This is a genomic window from Rahnella victoriana, from assembly GCF_021276285.1.
Lineage (GTDB): Bacteria > Pseudomonadota > Gammaproteobacteria > Enterobacterales > Enterobacteriaceae > Rahnella > Rahnella victoriana.
Window position 1 is genome coordinate 947,542 of sequence record NZ_CP089919.1, and the last position, 14,936, is coordinate 962,477.

At 53.3% G+C, this 14,936-nt stretch carries 12 protein-coding genes and 1 other annotated feature; of the genes, 3 read left to right on the plus strand and 9 right to left on the minus strand.

Translation table 11 applies throughout. The features are described 5' to 3' along the window. Nucleotides 1-66 precede the first annotated feature (66 nt). Complete coding sequence (dnaK, locus tag J9880_RS04445; protein WP_119822503.1) at nucleotides 67-1,968, minus strand: molecular chaperone DnaK; 1,902 nt, start codon at nucleotides 1,966-1,968, stop codon at nucleotides 67-69. Nucleotides 1,969-2,287: 319 nt separating this feature from the next. Here dnaK and satP point away from each other — a divergent pair, with 319 nt between their 5' ends. Continuing rightward, entirely contained in the window at nucleotides 2,288-2,887 is a 600-nt protein-coding gene (gene satP / locus J9880_RS04450) for an acetate uptake transporter (RefSeq protein WP_095924599.1), read from the plus strand. Between the two features lie 76 nt (nucleotides 2,888-2,963). Here satP and J9880_RS04455 read toward each other — a convergent pair whose 3' ends face one another. From J9880_RS04455 to tal, 3 genes are all read right to left on the minus strand, one after another. Beyond that, nucleotides 2,964-4,286, minus strand: a complete 1,323-nt coding sequence (locus tag J9880_RS04455; RefSeq protein WP_119822502.1) for an MFS transporter — start codon at nucleotides 4,284-4,286, stop codon at nucleotides 2,964-2,966. Nucleotides 4,287-4,428: 142 nt separating this feature from the next. Then, nucleotides 4,429-5,016: a molybdopterin adenylyltransferase gene (mog, locus tag J9880_RS04460; protein WP_095924597.1), complete on the minus strand. Its 588-nt coding sequence runs from the start codon at nucleotides 5,014-5,016 to the stop codon at nucleotides 4,429-4,431. A gap of 126 nt (nucleotides 5,017-5,142) precedes the next feature. Beyond that, on the minus strand, nucleotides 5,143-6,096 hold the full coding sequence (gene tal / locus J9880_RS04465) for a transaldolase (RefSeq protein WP_119822501.1): 954 nt from the start codon (nucleotides 6,094-6,096) through the stop codon (nucleotides 5,143-5,145). Nucleotides 6,097-6,370: 274 nt separating this feature from the next. Between tal and J9880_RS04470 the strand changes: the two genes are divergently transcribed. After that, the gene (locus tag J9880_RS04470; RefSeq protein WP_095924595.1) at nucleotides 6,371-7,798 is read left to right on the plus strand and encodes an alanine/glycine:cation symporter family protein; all 1,428 of its coding nucleotides are present in this window, start codon (nucleotides 6,371-6,373) and stop codon (nucleotides 7,796-7,798) included. Between the two features lie 113 nt (nucleotides 7,799-7,911). Further along, a complete protein-coding gene (gene yaaA, locus J9880_RS04475) occupies nucleotides 7,912-8,685 on the plus strand; it encodes a peroxide stress protein YaaA (RefSeq protein ID WP_095924594.1) in 774 nt (257 codons plus the stop codon). Between the two features lie 66 nt (nucleotides 8,686-8,751). Here the strand turns inward: yaaA and thrC are convergent, their stop codons facing one another. The 5 genes from thrC to J9880_RS04500 form a co-directional block, all read right to left on the minus strand. After that, the gene (gene thrC / locus J9880_RS04480) at nucleotides 8,752-10,041 is read right to left on the minus strand and encodes a threonine synthase (RefSeq protein WP_195816629.1); all 1,290 of its coding nucleotides are present in this window, start codon (nucleotides 10,039-10,041) and stop codon (nucleotides 8,752-8,754) included. 24 nt (nucleotides 10,042-10,065) lie between these two features. Then, nucleotides 10,066-10,995, minus strand: coding sequence for a homoserine kinase (gene thrB / locus J9880_RS04485; RefSeq protein ID WP_095924592.1), 930 nt, complete (start codon nucleotides 10,993-10,995; stop codon nucleotides 10,066-10,068). A 1-nt stretch (nucleotide 10,996) separates the two neighbouring features. Further along, nucleotides 10,997-13,456 (minus strand): bifunctional aspartate kinase/homoserine dehydrogenase I, encoded by a 2,460-nt coding sequence (gene thrA, locus J9880_RS04490; RefSeq protein WP_095924591.1) that lies wholly within the window; start codon nucleotides 13,454-13,456, stop codon nucleotides 10,997-10,999. 34 nt (nucleotides 13,457-13,490) lie between these two features. Beyond that, nucleotides 13,491-13,606 (minus strand) — a sequence feature (Thr leader region). Then, nucleotides 13,545-13,613: a thr operon leader peptide gene (thrL, locus tag J9880_RS04495; protein ID WP_232770442.1), complete on the minus strand. Its 69-nt coding sequence runs from the start codon at nucleotides 13,611-13,613 to the stop codon at nucleotides 13,545-13,547. It overlaps the preceding feature by 62 nt. Before the next feature lie 216 nt (nucleotides 13,614-13,829). After that, nucleotides 13,830-14,516 carry a tRNA/rRNA methyltransferase gene (locus J9880_RS04500; RefSeq protein ID WP_095924590.1) on the minus strand — a complete coding sequence of 229 codons (687 nt, stop codon included), beginning with the start codon at nucleotides 14,514-14,516 and terminating at the stop codon, nucleotides 13,830-13,832. Between the last annotated feature and the right edge of the window lie 420 nt (nucleotides 14,517-14,936).

A 14,936-nucleotide genomic window follows, 5' to 3' on the forward strand; every position in this document is an offset into this window, starting at 1 on the left:
GTAGAGTTTCCTCGACGCCCGTGCTGGTTATCAGTAAAACTTCTTACTGTGCCCGCTTAAGGGCGATTATTTTTTGTCTTTGACTTCTTCGAATTCAGCGTCAACAACGTCGTCATCTTTCTGCGCGCTGGTGTCGCCGCCTTCGGCCTGGCCTTGCTGCTGAGCCATTTCCATCAGTTTGCCGGAAACCTGTACCAGCGCCTGGATTTTCGCTTCGATGTCAGCCTTGTCTTCACCTTTAGCAGAAACTTCCAGTGCTTTCAGGGCTTCTTCTACCGCGGTTTTGTCTTCAGCTGGCAGTTTATCGCCGGCTTCTTCCAGTTGCTTACGGGTACCGTGGATCAGGTGGTCCGCCTGGTTGCGGGTCTGAACCAGTTCTTCAAACTTACGGTCAGCTTCAGCATTGGCTTCGGCATCGCTTACCATTTTCTGGATTTCTTCTTCGCTCAGACCAGAAGATGCCTTGATGGTGATCTTCTGCTCACGGCCGGTATTTTTGTCTTTCGCAGACACATGCAGGATACCATCGGCATCAAGGTCGAAGGTAACTTCGATCTGAGCCTGGCCGCGTGGTGCTGCCTGAATACCGTCCAGGTTGAATTGACCCAGAGATTTGTTGTCACTTGAACGCTTACGTTCACCCTGCAACACATGGATGGTCACTGCAGACTGGTTGTCTTCCGCAGTAGAGAACACCTGGCTGTGTTTCGTCGGGATAGTGGTGTTTTTGGTGATGAGCGGAGTCATCACGCTGCCCATTGTTTCGATACCCAGAGACAACGGGGTAACGTCCAGCAGCAGAACGTCTTTCACGTCACCGGCCAATACACCACCCTGAACTGCTGCACCGATTGCCACAGCTTCGTCCGGGTTCACGTCTTTACGTGGTTCTTTACCGAAGAAATCAGCAACTTTCTTCTGAACCATTGGCATACGGGTCTGACCACCCACCAGGATAACGTCCTGAATGTCAGAAACTGACAGACCTGCGTCTTTCAGCGCCACTTTCAGTGGTTCGATAGAACGGTTTACCAGGTCTTCAACCAAAGATTCCAGTTTTGCACGGGTCACTTTGATGTTCATGTGTTTAGGACCTGTCGCATCAGCAGTGATGTACGGCAGGTTCACGTCAGTTTGCTGAGCAGAAGACAATTCAATCTTCGCTTTTTCAGCGGCTTCTTTCAGACGTTGCATCGCCAGTGGATCGTTACGCAGATCCATGCCTTGCTCTTTCTTAAACTCTTCAACCAGATAGTTGATCATACGGCTGTCGAAGTCTTCACCACCGAGGTGAGTATCACCGTTGGTTGCCAGAACTTCGAAGGTTTTTTCGCCGTCAACTTCATCAATTTCGATAATAGAGATATCGAAAGTACCACCACCGAGGTCATAAACCGCGATAGTACGGTTACCGATTTCACGATCCAGGCCGTAAGCCAGTGCCGCTGCAGTCGGTTCGTTGATGATACGTTTGACTTCCAGACCTGCGATACGGCCAGCATCTTTAGTTGCCTGACGCTGAGCATCGTTGAAGTATGCAGGTACAGTGATAACAGCTTCAGTCACTGGTTCGCCCAGATAATCTTCAGCGGTTTTCTTCATTTTCTTCAACACTTCAGCAGAGATCTGCGGAGGTGCGATTTTCTGACCTTTAACGTCGATCCAGGCGTCGCCATTGTCAGCGCCTACGATCTGGTAAGGCATGATGCCTTTATCACGTTGTACTTCTTCATCCTGGAAGCGACGGCCAATCAGGCGCTTAATCGCGAACAGTGTGTTCTGTGGGTTAGTCACAGCCTGACGTTTAGCCGGAGAACCCACCAGAGTCTCGCCATCTGCCGCATAAGCGATGATGGACGGAGTGGTGCGGTCGCCTTCAGCATTCTCCAGTACACGAGCAGTCGTGCCATCCATGATAGCTACACAAGAGTTGGTGGTGCCCAGGTCGATCCCAATAATTTTACCCATCTAAAACGTCTCCACTTAAATTCATATTCGTTCAGGTTGCTACTGTATATGCGGCCAATCTTATCGATTTCAATAGCCCCATATTACGGATTTCCCGACGGTAACAACTGCGGTTGGGAATAAGATGGGGCCATGCTGCTCAGCATCAAGGGGCAAAGTGAAAAAAAATCTTCAATTGCTGTTACGCCAGATCAATGTTTACTGACGCGACCCTCCTTATGATGCCGCGCGCTTCCAAAGATATGCGGCTTTTTTACCCATTTCCCAAGCGTTTCTTCCCCCGATTATCAATGAATAATAAATCTGATACAGAGGATCTATGCACAGCAAAACCCTGGCAAATCCAGGCCCGCTTGGGCTGATGGGATTTGGTATGACCACTATCTTATTGAATTTACACAACGCAGGCTTTTTTCCCCTGACCGCAGTCATTGTCAGCATGGGGATTTTTTATGGTGGTTTGATTCAGATCCTTGCAGGGATGATGGAATTTAAAAAAGGGAATACCTTCGGTACCACCGCATTCACGTCTTACGGTGCGTTCTGGTTGAGCCTGGTCGGCATCTTAATGCTGCCACGCATGGGCATGGCTGACGCCAGCAGTGAAAGTTTCCTCGGCGCTTACCTTGGCATCTGGGGCGTGTTCACATTATTTATGTTCTTTGGCACCCTGAAAGCCAACCGGGGTTTACAGGTTGTTTTCGGCAGCCTGGTGATTTTGTTCGCACTGTTATGTTTCGGCAACATGACCGGTAACACCGCGGTACTGCACTTTGCCGGTTTTGAAGGCATCTTCTGCGGTGCCAGCGCGATTTATCTCGCCATGGCCGAAGTGCTGAATGAACAATATGGCCGTACTGTTTTGCCTGTCGGCGAACCGAAAAGCCACTCCCCACAAGGAGAGGCAGTGACGGCATAACCGCCCCGCTGTCAGACGACAAAGCCCTGCATCGCAGGGCTTTTTTATGCATCGCGTAAGGCAAAAGGAGCGGGATTTACTGACCTGAAGAGGCACCTTCGGCAAATTTTGCCGCGCGGGTCGTCTCACTGTTCAAATCACGGCTGAGATAAATACCGGTCAGCAACCCAATCGCGGACAAGGCCAGCACATAATATGCCGGTGCCATCGGGGTCAGGCGCATAATCAGCGTAACGAAAACCGGTGTCAGCCCGCCGAAAATCGCGTAGGCCACGTTGTAAGAGAAGGAGATGCCGGTAAAACGCACTTCTGCCGGGAATGCCCGCACCATCACATACGGCACCGCGCCGACCACACCGACGCTCAGTCCCGCCAGGGCATACATGCCCATCAGCACCGAGGCATCCGCCGCGACCATATGATAGAAAGACCAGCTGCAAATCCCGAGGAACAGGCTGCCGAAGATGAAGGTTTTGCTGGCACCGAGGCGGTCCACAATGCTGCCCGAGATAATGCAGCCAAACATCAGCGCGATGGTGGCCAGACAGTTTGCCTGCAATGCCGCTGCCGCCGGAATGCCAAACTGTTTCTGCAACCAGGTCGGCGTCATCAGGATCACCACCACGATGCCGGCCGATAACAGCCAGGTCATCAGCATCGAGACCACGATTTCTTTTTTATGATTGGCCACCACGGCTTTCAGCGGTAACTCTTCCGCCAGCGCTTTGTGCGCTTTCATCTCCATAAAGACAGGCGTTTCCTGTAACCAGCGGCGCAGGTACATGGCGATCAGACCGAAAATCCCACCAATAAAGAAAGGAATACGCCAGCCATACTGGCTGATGGTCGCAGGTGTCATGCTTGTGTTCAGTAAAGTTGCCACCAGTGAGCCCAGCAGGATCCCCAGGGTTAACCCGGCGGTGAGTGTACCGCAGGCAAAACCAATGCGGTTACGCGGCACATGTTCTGCCACGAAGACCCATGCGCCCGGCACCTCGCCCCCGATCGCCGCGCCCTGTAACAGCCGCATCAGCAGCAGTAGTAACGGTGCCGCCATACCGATCGAGGCGTAGGTCGGTAACAATCCCATCGCCAGCGTCGGCAAAGCCATTAATAAAATGCTCAGGCTGAACATCCGCTTACGGCCCACCAGATCGCCAAAGTGCGCCATGATGATGCCACCCAGGGGCCGCGCCAGATATCCGGCGGCGAAAATACCAAAGGTCTGAACCTGACGCAGCCAGTCGGGCATGTCTGCCGGGAAGAAGAGATCGCCAATCACCGCAGCGAAGAAGACGAAAATAATGAAGTCGTAGAATTCGAGAGCGCCGCCCAAAGCCGCAAGGGAGAGCGTTTTGAAGTCCTGCCGGTTCAACCGGCGCGATTGTGCGTGTTGCATAGGATACCGTCAGACACCAGAGAGAAGAATGGAAAAAGGCTTTGCCACCTCATGTAAAGTAATCATTACTATAACGGCAAATATTTTTCACACCAGTGGTGTCTGACGCATAACTACGCTTAATGTTAAAAATGATCGCTATTCAGCTTTTTGTATCGCGGCGGGCACTTTTGGGACGGAAAGCTGCTACCACGTTGTCATGGGTCTCGATATAAGGGCCGTCGAGCAACTGGATGCAGTAAGGCACGCTGGCAAAAATGCCGGAAACAATCACTTTACCGTCGGCATCTTTCAGCCCTTCCAGCGTTTCCTGAATGGATTTCGGCTGGCCGGGTAAATTAAGGATCAGCGCCTGTTTGCGGATCACGCCAACCTGCCGCGACAAAATCGCCGTCGGCACAAAATGCAGGCTGATCTGGCGCATCTGTTCGCCAAAGCCAGGCATCTCCCGGTCAGCCACAGCCAGCGTGGCATCCGGCGTGACATCACGGCGCGCAGGCCCGGTTCCGCCGGTGGTCAGCACCAGATGACACCCGCTTTCATCCACCAGTTCACTGATCGCCTGTTCAATTAACGGTTGCTCGTCGGGGATCAGTTTTTTCTCCAGCTTAAAAGGCGTAATGAGCGCTTTTTCCAGCCACGCTTCCAGCGCCGGAATGCCTTTGTCCTGATAAACACCGTTCGACGCGCGGTCCGACACCGATACCAGACCAATTCGTAATGTATCCATGCTATTTCTCCACAGCATTTTTCTTCATTGTCACAGCCCTCAGTATATCGGTAACCGGCCGGTGGTTTTATCGCAGGCACAAAAAAAGCGGCTGATTAGCCGCTTTTTGCTGAAACTGAGTGCTGATTACAGCAGGTCAGAAATCATTTTTTCCAGTTTGCCCTGATCGACTGCAAACTTACGGATGCCATCCGCCAGTTTGTCGACAGCCATTGGATCCTGGTTGTGCTCCCAGTAGAACTGAGGTTCAGTCAGTGGCGCCGGACGTGGTTTGGTTTCACCGGAGAAGGACAGTTTGCGCTCCAGCGGGCCTTCGCTTTCTGCCAGCTCTTTGAGCAGCGCAGGGGCGATGGTCAGACGGTCACAGCCAGCCAGTTCGATGATTTCGCCGATGTTACGGAAACTTGCACCCATCACGACAGTTTCGTAGCCGTGTTGTTTGTAGTATTCGTAGATTTCAGTCACGGACACAACGCCCGGATCTTCATGCGGTGCGAATTCTTTTTTGTCGCCATTGGCTTTGTACCAGTCGAGGATACGGCCAACGAACGGAGAAATCAGGAACACACCAGCTTCCGCACACGCACGAGCCTGAGCGAAGGAGAACAGCAGGGTCAGGTTACAGTTGATGCCTTCTTTTTCCAGTTTCTCTGCAGCGCGGATGCCCTGCCAGGTAGAAGCCAGTTTGATCAGGATACGGTCGTTGGTGATGCCTGCATCGTTGTAGAGTTTGATCAGGCGTTTAGCTTTCGCCACGCTGGCATCGGTGTCGTAGGACAGACGCGCGTCAACTTCTGTTGAAATACGGCCCGGGACCAGTTTCAGGATTTCCAGACCGATATTTACTGCCAGTTTGTCAGCGGCATCAGTGATCTGCTGGTCATGATCGCTGCTCTGGTCACGTGCCCAGGCGATAGCTTCGTCGATCAGTTTACGGTATTCAGGAATTTGCGCAGCGCTGAGGATCAGTGACGGGTTAGTGGTCGCATCCTGCGGCTGGTACAACTTCATTGCCGCGATATCTCCGGTGTCAGCAACAACCTGAGTCATTTGGCGTAGGGAAGTCAGTTTATCGGTCATTATGGCATATCTCATCGTTTGGACGTTTTCGTATAGGCATTTTCATGCCTTGCCTTTGGCTGATGATAACATGCAAAAAGCCAGGCGCAAGGCGCATATCACGGCATGCTCGGCTACGAACATCTATGGATTTCTCACCTTCTAAAACACACAAATTCAGCCAAAATGCATATGTTACCGGTTCGATAAAAAAGGTATGTTAGCCCTCCGAAGTGGTCATTGCCCTGAAGGAAAACCATAAAAACGATGAAGGGTAATCAACCAAGGATAACTCATGAATGATCTGCTGGATTTTTTCGACACCATTCTCTGGAGTTCGATCCTGATTTACCTGCTGTTTGGCACCGGCATTTATCTGACCTTCCGTCTGGGCCTGATTCCGCTACGCCGCTTTGCCCATCTGTTCTCCCTGTCCCATTTTGCCTCCAACCATGATCCGCGCGGCGTTTCCCCCTGGCGCATTTTGTGTCTGAGTCTGGCTTCGCGCATCGGGACCGGCAACCTGACTGGCGTCGCCATCGCCATTACGCTCGGCGGGCCGGGCGCCGTCTTCTGGATGTGGGTCATTGGCGTGTTCAGCATGGCGACCGCACTGATAGAAAATACGCTGGCGCAGATTTATAAAGGCATCGGGACCCGTGGAAAATTTCGCGGCGGTCCGGCCGATTATATGGAGAAAGGGCTGGGCATGCGCTGGATGGGCGTCCTGTTTTCGCTGCTGATGGTGCTGTCCTGCGGCTTTATTTTCAGCGCGTTACAGGCCAATTCCATTGCGCAGGCGTCTTTCCATCTGCTGCATGTTCCGGTGCTGACGACCGCCTTTATTTTAGCCTCGCTGGTCGCCCTGATGATCTTTGGCGGAATACGCGCCATTGTCTGGCTTTCCAGCTGGCTGATCCCGCTGATGGCCTTCGCATTTTTGCTGCTGGCCCTGTGGGTCATCGGCCATCACATTGGACAGTTGCCCCGCGTTCTGATGCTGGTGTTTAAAAGCGCGTTCGGTCTGCAGGAAGCGGCCTCCGGCGCGCTGGCATACGGTGTCACACAGGCCATCACTCAGGGCATGCAACGCGGCGCGTTCGCCAGTGAAACCGGGGTGGGTTCCTCACCAAACGCGGCGGCGATGGCGTCGGTCAGCCATCCGGCGGCCATGGGGTTTAACCAGATGCTGGCCGTGTTTATCGATACCGTGGTGATCTGCACCGCCACCGCGCTGATCGTACTGACCTCCGGCGTGCTGGATAATCCCGACGCGCCCTCGGGTATCCGGCTCATCCGGGAAGCGATCAGCCCGTCTATGCCCGGCTGGAGCCACATTGTGCTGGCGGTGCTGGTGTTCTCTTTTGCGTTCACATCCATTGCCGGTAACTATGTGTATGCCGAAAATAATCTCAGCTTCGTGCACCGTGCAGCGCCAGTTAAGCTGCTGATTTTCCGCCTGCTGGTGATTGCGATGGTGTTCTGCGGCTGTCTGATGGAACTGCAACTGCTGTGGAAACTGGCCGATATTTTCATGGCCCTGATGGCGATACTCAATCTCACCGCCTTACTGCTGCTGTCGGGCGTCGCGGTCAAGGTGGTGAAAGATTACGATCGCCAGCGGCGCATGGGGAAAACACCGGTGTTTAATCCCGATCATTACCCTGAATTACGCGGTCAGCTGGATCCGGGTATCTGGGATAAACGCCCTCCTCCGCGCTGATTTTCTACGCTTTTACCTATTGATATCATGCCTCCATCGTCGTGGCTTTTTTGCTACAGTAGGGCAACTCATCATTCCTGAATGTGAACCGTCACTGACCAACGGACGAGACTATGCTGACCATTATTTCACCTGCCAAAACGCTCGATTACGAAAGCCCGCTTGCGACAACGCGCTATACCCAACCGGAACTGCTGGATAAATCCAGCCAGCTGATCACCGTGGCGCGCAAAATGTCCCCTGCGCAGATCTCTTCACTGATGGGGATCAGCGATAAACTGGCCCATCTCAATGCCGAACGTTTCAATGACTGGCAGCCGGATTTCACGCCGGAAAATGCCCGTCAGGCGCTGCTGGCCTTTAAAGGCGATGTGTATACCGGTTTGCAGGCAGAAGATTTCAGCGAAAAAGACTTTGATTTTGCACAGAAACATCTGCGGATGTTGTCGGGTTTATACGGCCTGCTGCGCCCGCTGGATTTGATGATGCCGTACCGTCTGGAAATGGGTATCCGTCTGGAAAATCCCCGGGGCGCGAACCTGTATGCCTTCTGGGGCGAGTTACTGACTGACAAACTCAATCAGTTGCTCAGCGAACAAAAAAGCAAAGTGCTGGTGAATCTGGCCTCCGATGAATACTTTAAAGCGGTGAAACCGAAACGGCTGGAAGGCGAAATCATTAAGCCGGTGTTCCTCGACGAGAAGAACGGTAAATACAAAGTCATCAGTTTCTATGCCAAAAAAGCGCGTGGGCTGATGAGCCGCTTTATTATCAAGGAACGCCTCGATAAGCCGAAACAACTTCAGGATTTCAATCTGGAAGGCTATGCCTTTGACGAATCACGTTCGCAGGGCAATGAGCTGGTGTTTACCCGCCCTGAACGCTGATTTACCCGAACGGCAGGCATAAAAAAGCCCTCGTGAAGAGGGCTTTTGCATTTCAGCTCACAGCGTTTATTCAGGCAGCGCCATCAGGAATGCGCGCATTTCGCTGAAATCAGCCGGCAGGTTGTGCGACAGCAACGGCAGGTCAGCGCGATCCGCCAGTTCTTTCGGCAAACCGATATCCTGATCCAGAATCGCTTCCACGCTTTCCTTAAATTTCGCCGGATGTGCGGTGCCGATAAACAGACCGAACTCGCCCGGTTGCAGCTGATCGCGCAGCACGCGGTAGGCGATAGCGGCGTGAGGTTCTGAGATATAACCGATATTCGCCAGCTCACGCATCGCGTCTTCGGTGGTGTCATCGCTGACCGCGCCGAAGCCCAGATCTTTCAGCTGCCAGGTTTTACGGCGATAGAGTTCTTCCACGCGCGGCCAGTTGTTTGGCTGGCTGACATCCATCGCGTTCGACAGCGTCGCAACGGTTTTCTTCGGTTCCCACTCGCCGTTTGACAGGAAACGCGGCACCGTGTCATTGGCGTTGGTCGCTGCGATAAAGCGTTTCACCGGCAGGCCGAGAGATTTCGCCAGCAGACCGGCGGTCAGATCACCGAAGTTACCGCTTGGCACAGAAACCACCAGCTGATTGCGCGCTTCCTGCGGCAACTGGGCCACCGCTTCAAAGTAGTAACAAATCTGCGCCAGCAGACGGCTGATGTTGATGGAGTTGGCCGAGTTCAGCTTCAGCGCCTGTTTCAGTTCTTCATCATCAAACGCCTGTTTCACCAGCGCCTGACAGGCATCAAAGTCGCCGTCGATGGCGACAGTATGGATGTTGCCGCCAAGGGTACAGAACAGTTTTTCCTGCAACGGGCTGATTTTGCCGCGCGGATAGAGGATCACCACACGGACATTCTTCAGGCCGTGGAAGGCATGCGCCACTGCCGCACCGGTATCACCGGACGTTGCGGTCAGAATGGTCACCGGCTCGTCACCTGAAACCTGAGTCAGGATCTGCGCCATGAAGCGGCCGCCGAAATCTTTAAAGGCCAGGGTCGGGCCGTGGAACAGCTCCAGACAGGCAATGTCTTCTTCTACTTTGGCAACCGGCGCCGGGAAGGCAAACGCATTTTTCACGCGCTGATGTAACTCTTCTTCCGGGATCTCATCGCCGATGAAAGCAGAGAGAATACGGCTGCTGCGGGTGACGAAATCCAGTTCCAGCAAGCGGTCGATTTCAGTCAGTTCAAACTCAGGCAGCTCCAGCGGGAAGAATAAACCCTGCTGTTTTCCAAGACCTTGTTTGACGGCCTGAGCAAAGCTGACCTGCTCGTTGTGATCCTTCAGGTTGTACAGTTTCATTAGTTATCCCAATAAATTATCGAGTTATCCCAATACCCGCGCGCCCGCGGTATCAAGACGACAAATATGAACAAAGCCTTCGTCATTTTGCAGATAATGCGTCTGCAACCAGTCAGCCATACGTTTCGCTGTCGCGCTGTCGTTACATACTGCAAACAGCGTCGGGCCGGAACCGGAAATCCCGCACGCCAGTGCACCAATTTCTTCTGCGGCACTGCGCGCCTCGGCAAAGCCCGGCAACAAACGGGTGCGGTAAGGTTCAGCAATCACATCTTTCATCAGTTTCGCGGCCAGCATCGGTTGCTGCGTATGGCAGGCGTGAATAAAGCCTGCCAGATAGCGCCCGTGGCTGATGCAATCCTGACGGCGATACTGCGCGGGTAAAATAGCGCGCGCTTCCGCGGTCGAGACTTTAATGCCCGGATACGCCATCACCCACAGCCAGTCGTCAAAACAGGGCACGTTCTGGCTGATGATATCGTGCTCTTCCAGCATCAGCTGAATGCCGCCCAGGTAGCATGGCGCCACATTGTCGAAATGCACGCTGCCGGAAATACGCCCTTCCAGCTCGCCCATCAGCAACAGCATCTGGTTTTCATTCAGCGGCTTACCGCAAAATTCATTCATCGCCATCAGACCGGCGACCACCGAACAGGCGCTGGATCCCAGACCGGAGCCAATCGGCATGTTTTTTTCCAGCGTCATCGCCACCGGCACTTCCCTGCCGATTTCCTGACAGAAACGCTGCCAGCACTGATAAACGATATTGTCTTCCATGCGGTCAGGCAGTTTGGAGACAAACTTGCCTTCGTTTTTCAGACTGAATGCTGTGGCCGCTTCCACGGAAACACAGTCGCCCAGCAGCGTGCCATCCACCGGAGACACCGCTGCGCCCAGAACATCGAAGCCGACGCTGACGTTCCCGATTGAAGCCGGGGCATACACCTTAACCATATTAAACTCCTAACTTCCATGACAGCGTTCTCAAAAGATCGGCAAACACACCTGCCGCCGTCACATCATTACCTGCACCGTAGCCACGCAGAACCAACGGCAATGGCTGATAATAGCGGCTGTAAAACGCCAGCGCATTCTCCCCATTTTTTACTTTATAAAGCGGGTCATTACCATCGACGGCATCGATTTTTACTTTGCACTGACCGTCTTCGATAGCCCCGACATAACGCAATACTTTTCCTGCGGCGGTCGCCTCTGCCACACGCTGCGCAAATTCAGCATCCAGTTCCGGCAGACGCGCCACAAAATCGTTCACTGAGCCTTCTGAATTGAAAGACGGCGGCAGAACAGATTCCACATCGATATCGGTCAGTTCCAGTTTGTAACCGGCCTCACGCGCCAGGATCAGCAATTTACGGGCGACGTCCATACCGGACAGGTCATCACGCGGATCCGGTTCGGTGTAGCCCATCTCCTTCGCCTGCAAGGTGGCGGCAGACAACGACATGCCTTCATCCAGCTTACCGAAAATGAAGGACAGCGAGCCGGACAGAATACCGGAGAAACGCACCAGTTCATCACCGGCATTCAGCAGGTTTTGCAGGTTCTCAATGACCGGTAAACCCGCGCCGACGTTGGTGTCGTAGAGGAATTTACGGCGTGAACCATCCGCCGCTTTACGCAGCTGATAGTAATAATTCATGGAGGAAGTGTTGGCTTTCTTGTTTGGCGTCACGACGTGGAAACCGTCGGCCAGGAAATCGGCGTATTGATCGGCCACTTCCTGACTGGACGTACAGTCAACGATCACCGGGTTCAGCAGGTGATACTCTTTCACCAGACGGATCAGACGGCCCAGATTCAGCGGCTCTTTGGCGGCACCCAGCTCATCACGCCAGGTTTCCAGCGCAATGCCGTGCACGTTGGTCAGTAACGCGCGGGAGTTGGCGATACCGCAGACGCGCAGATCGATATGTTTGGTTTTCAGCCACGCCTGCTGACGGCGGATCTGTTCGATCAACGCCCCGCCGACACCACCGACGCCAATCAGGAAGACTTCGATCACCTGATCGGTATTGAACAACATCTGGTGGCTGACACGCACGCCGGTCGTCGCATCGTCATTATTGACGACCACGGAAATGGAACGTTCGGAAGAGCCCTGCGCGATCGCCACAATATTGATATTGGCGCGCGCCAGTGCAGAGAAGAATTTCGCCGAAATGCCGCGCAGTGTGCGCATACCGTCGCCGACCACGGAAATAACGGCCAGCTTCTCCATCACATCCAGCGGCTCAAGCAGGCCGTCTTTCAGCTCGAGGTAGAATTCATCTTCCAGCGCTTTACGGGCGCGCTCCAGCTCGCTCTGCGGTACGCAGAAACTGATGCTGTATTCGGAAGAAGACTGGGTGATCAGCACCACGGAAATGCCTGAACGGGACATCACCGCGAACACACGCGCCGCCATGCCGATCATCCCTTTCATTCCCGGACCGGAAACGTTGATCATCGCCATGTTGTTCAGATTAGTGATGCCTTTCACCGGCGTGTTATCGCCGAGGCTTTCGCTGCCAATCAGGGTGCCCGGCGCCTGCGGGTTGGTGGTGTTTTTGATCAGGCAAGGGATCTGGAACTGAGCAATCGGCAGGATGGTACGCGGGTGAAGGACTTTCGCCCCAAAATACGACAACTCCATCGCTTCCTGATAGGACATCGATTTCAGTAAGCGGGCATCCGGCACGGTGCGCGGGTCACAGGTATAAACGCCGTCGACGTCGGTCCAGATTTCGCAACAGTCGGCGCGTAAACAGGCGGCCAGCACGGCGGCAGAATAGTCGGAACCGTTGCGTCCGAGCACCACCAGTTCCCCCTGCTCGTTACCGGCAGTGAATCCGGCCATCAGCACGATGTGATCGGCAGGAATGGCGCTGGCGGCGATGCGGCGGGTGGATTCGTTGATATCCACGGTGGATTCGAGGTAATGCCCCTGCGCGAGCAGTTTTTCGACCGGGTTAATCACGGTGACGCCAAAACCTTTGGCACGGAACACCGCTTCCATGATGGCAATAGACAGTTTTTCGCCGCGACAGATGATGGAAGCATTGACGCTGTCCGGACATTGCCCCAGCAGGGTGATGCCATGCATCAGCTGTTTCAGCTGAGCGAATTCATGATCGACGAAGGCTTTCACTTTCGGTAAATCAAAGCCGGGCTGGGCGGCTGCGAGGCCGGTGATCAGCTGACCAAAAATGTTTTCTGCATCACTCATGATGGTCTGAATGTCCTGTCCTGCGACAGTTCGCTCAATCATGGCGACCAGATAGTTGGTGATTTTGGCAGGCGCGGATAATACCGTCGCGACCTGTCCCTGACGCGCATTGCTTTCCATAATGTCCGCAACCCGCAAGAAGCGTTCTGCGTTTGCTACCGAGGTCCCGCCAAATTTCAACACTCGCATTTCTGGTTCTCTCCTGAAGCTCTCGTTAAAAGGTAAAAAAAAAGCCCGCACTGGTTAGGTGCGGGCTTTTTTCTTTTTCCTGTACGCGTCAGCCCGCCCCGTTACCTGTGGTATCGGTGGTGGTAATAATTGTTGTGTTCAGGCTGAAGATTCGCATTTTTATTTTCTGTCTGTCTTTAGGTTTGTACTCTGTCTGCCTCTATTAGCTAAAGCATAAGGCACAATAAGTCAATTTTTTTCTGTTTTCGCCCGGTTTATCACGCACAGAATCAAAGGGGTAATGCTCTGCCATCGCAACCCATTCCAGTGGAATCGCCAGGCCTGCGCATCACTCACCGGATATCAAACTGTCGCTGCAAAGATTCCCCTCACATCATTGGGTCAGCTTTTTTTCGATGTCATGCAGCAAAGTATGCAGCATCGCCGCGTCCCGTTGCTGCAAAAGGCCCAGGCGCTGATGCAGCCAGTCGGACAATTTTTGGTCATCTTCTGCCCCGACATTTTCCAGTAAGCGTCCGACGCGCGCACGCAATGCGGACAACTGTCCGGCTTCGGCATTTTCAGGTTTGGCTGACGTCACCTGGTTAAGCGAAGAGAGCTGATAGCAGAACACCATCACCGCCTGCCCGAGATTGAGCGACGGGTAATCCGCCACCATCGGCACGCCGGTCAGCACGTCGGCCAGTTCCAGTTCCTCATTGGTCAGCCCGGAATCCTCGCGCCCAAACACCAGCGCCGCATGGTTCACCCACTGGCTTTTCTCTTCGAGCTGCACCTGCAGTTCCTGCGGCGTGCAGTAATAGTGAAACTTCGCCCGGCTGCGCGCCGTCGTGGCTACCGTGAAATCGATACCGGCCAGGGCTTCTGCCAGCGTGTCGAAATGCAGGGCATTTTGCAGGATCTCCTGGGAGCCGTGAGCGACCCAGCCCGCTTCCGGCTTGAGGTGCGCTTCGCTGTCAACAATCCGCAAGGAAGCAAAACCCATGGTTTTCATGGCACGGGCTGCCGCACCGACATTTTCCGGCCGCGCCGGGGAGACTAAAATAATATGAAGTTGCATATCGCGCCTTTGCAGGGAGAGGGAAGAATTTGTCGCCTGTATTTCAGCGATGAAATTTTATCCTGTTTCAGACCTATTCATCGTTTATATTCTTCACAAGAACTTAACAGTCTACTGGATATATTCCTTTATTTTATCGGAAAAGCTTAGCCGGCAGGTAAAAAAGCTGCTGGCGCGGTTAAGCACATTTCCTTAAAAAATTAGTCATTATTTTTCATATGGATATATAATAATGACCCATACAGATTTTGCATTTATCTTTCGTTTCATGAGGATTTGCTGAATCGTGTACAATAAAGGCCGAAATGTGACTCAAGCGTGCATTCTTGTAAGTGTTTTTCACTGTTCTGTTACCGTGCTACAATTGAACTTGATATATGTCAACAAACCGTAATTTTGTTGGGTGGTAATTTCGGCACT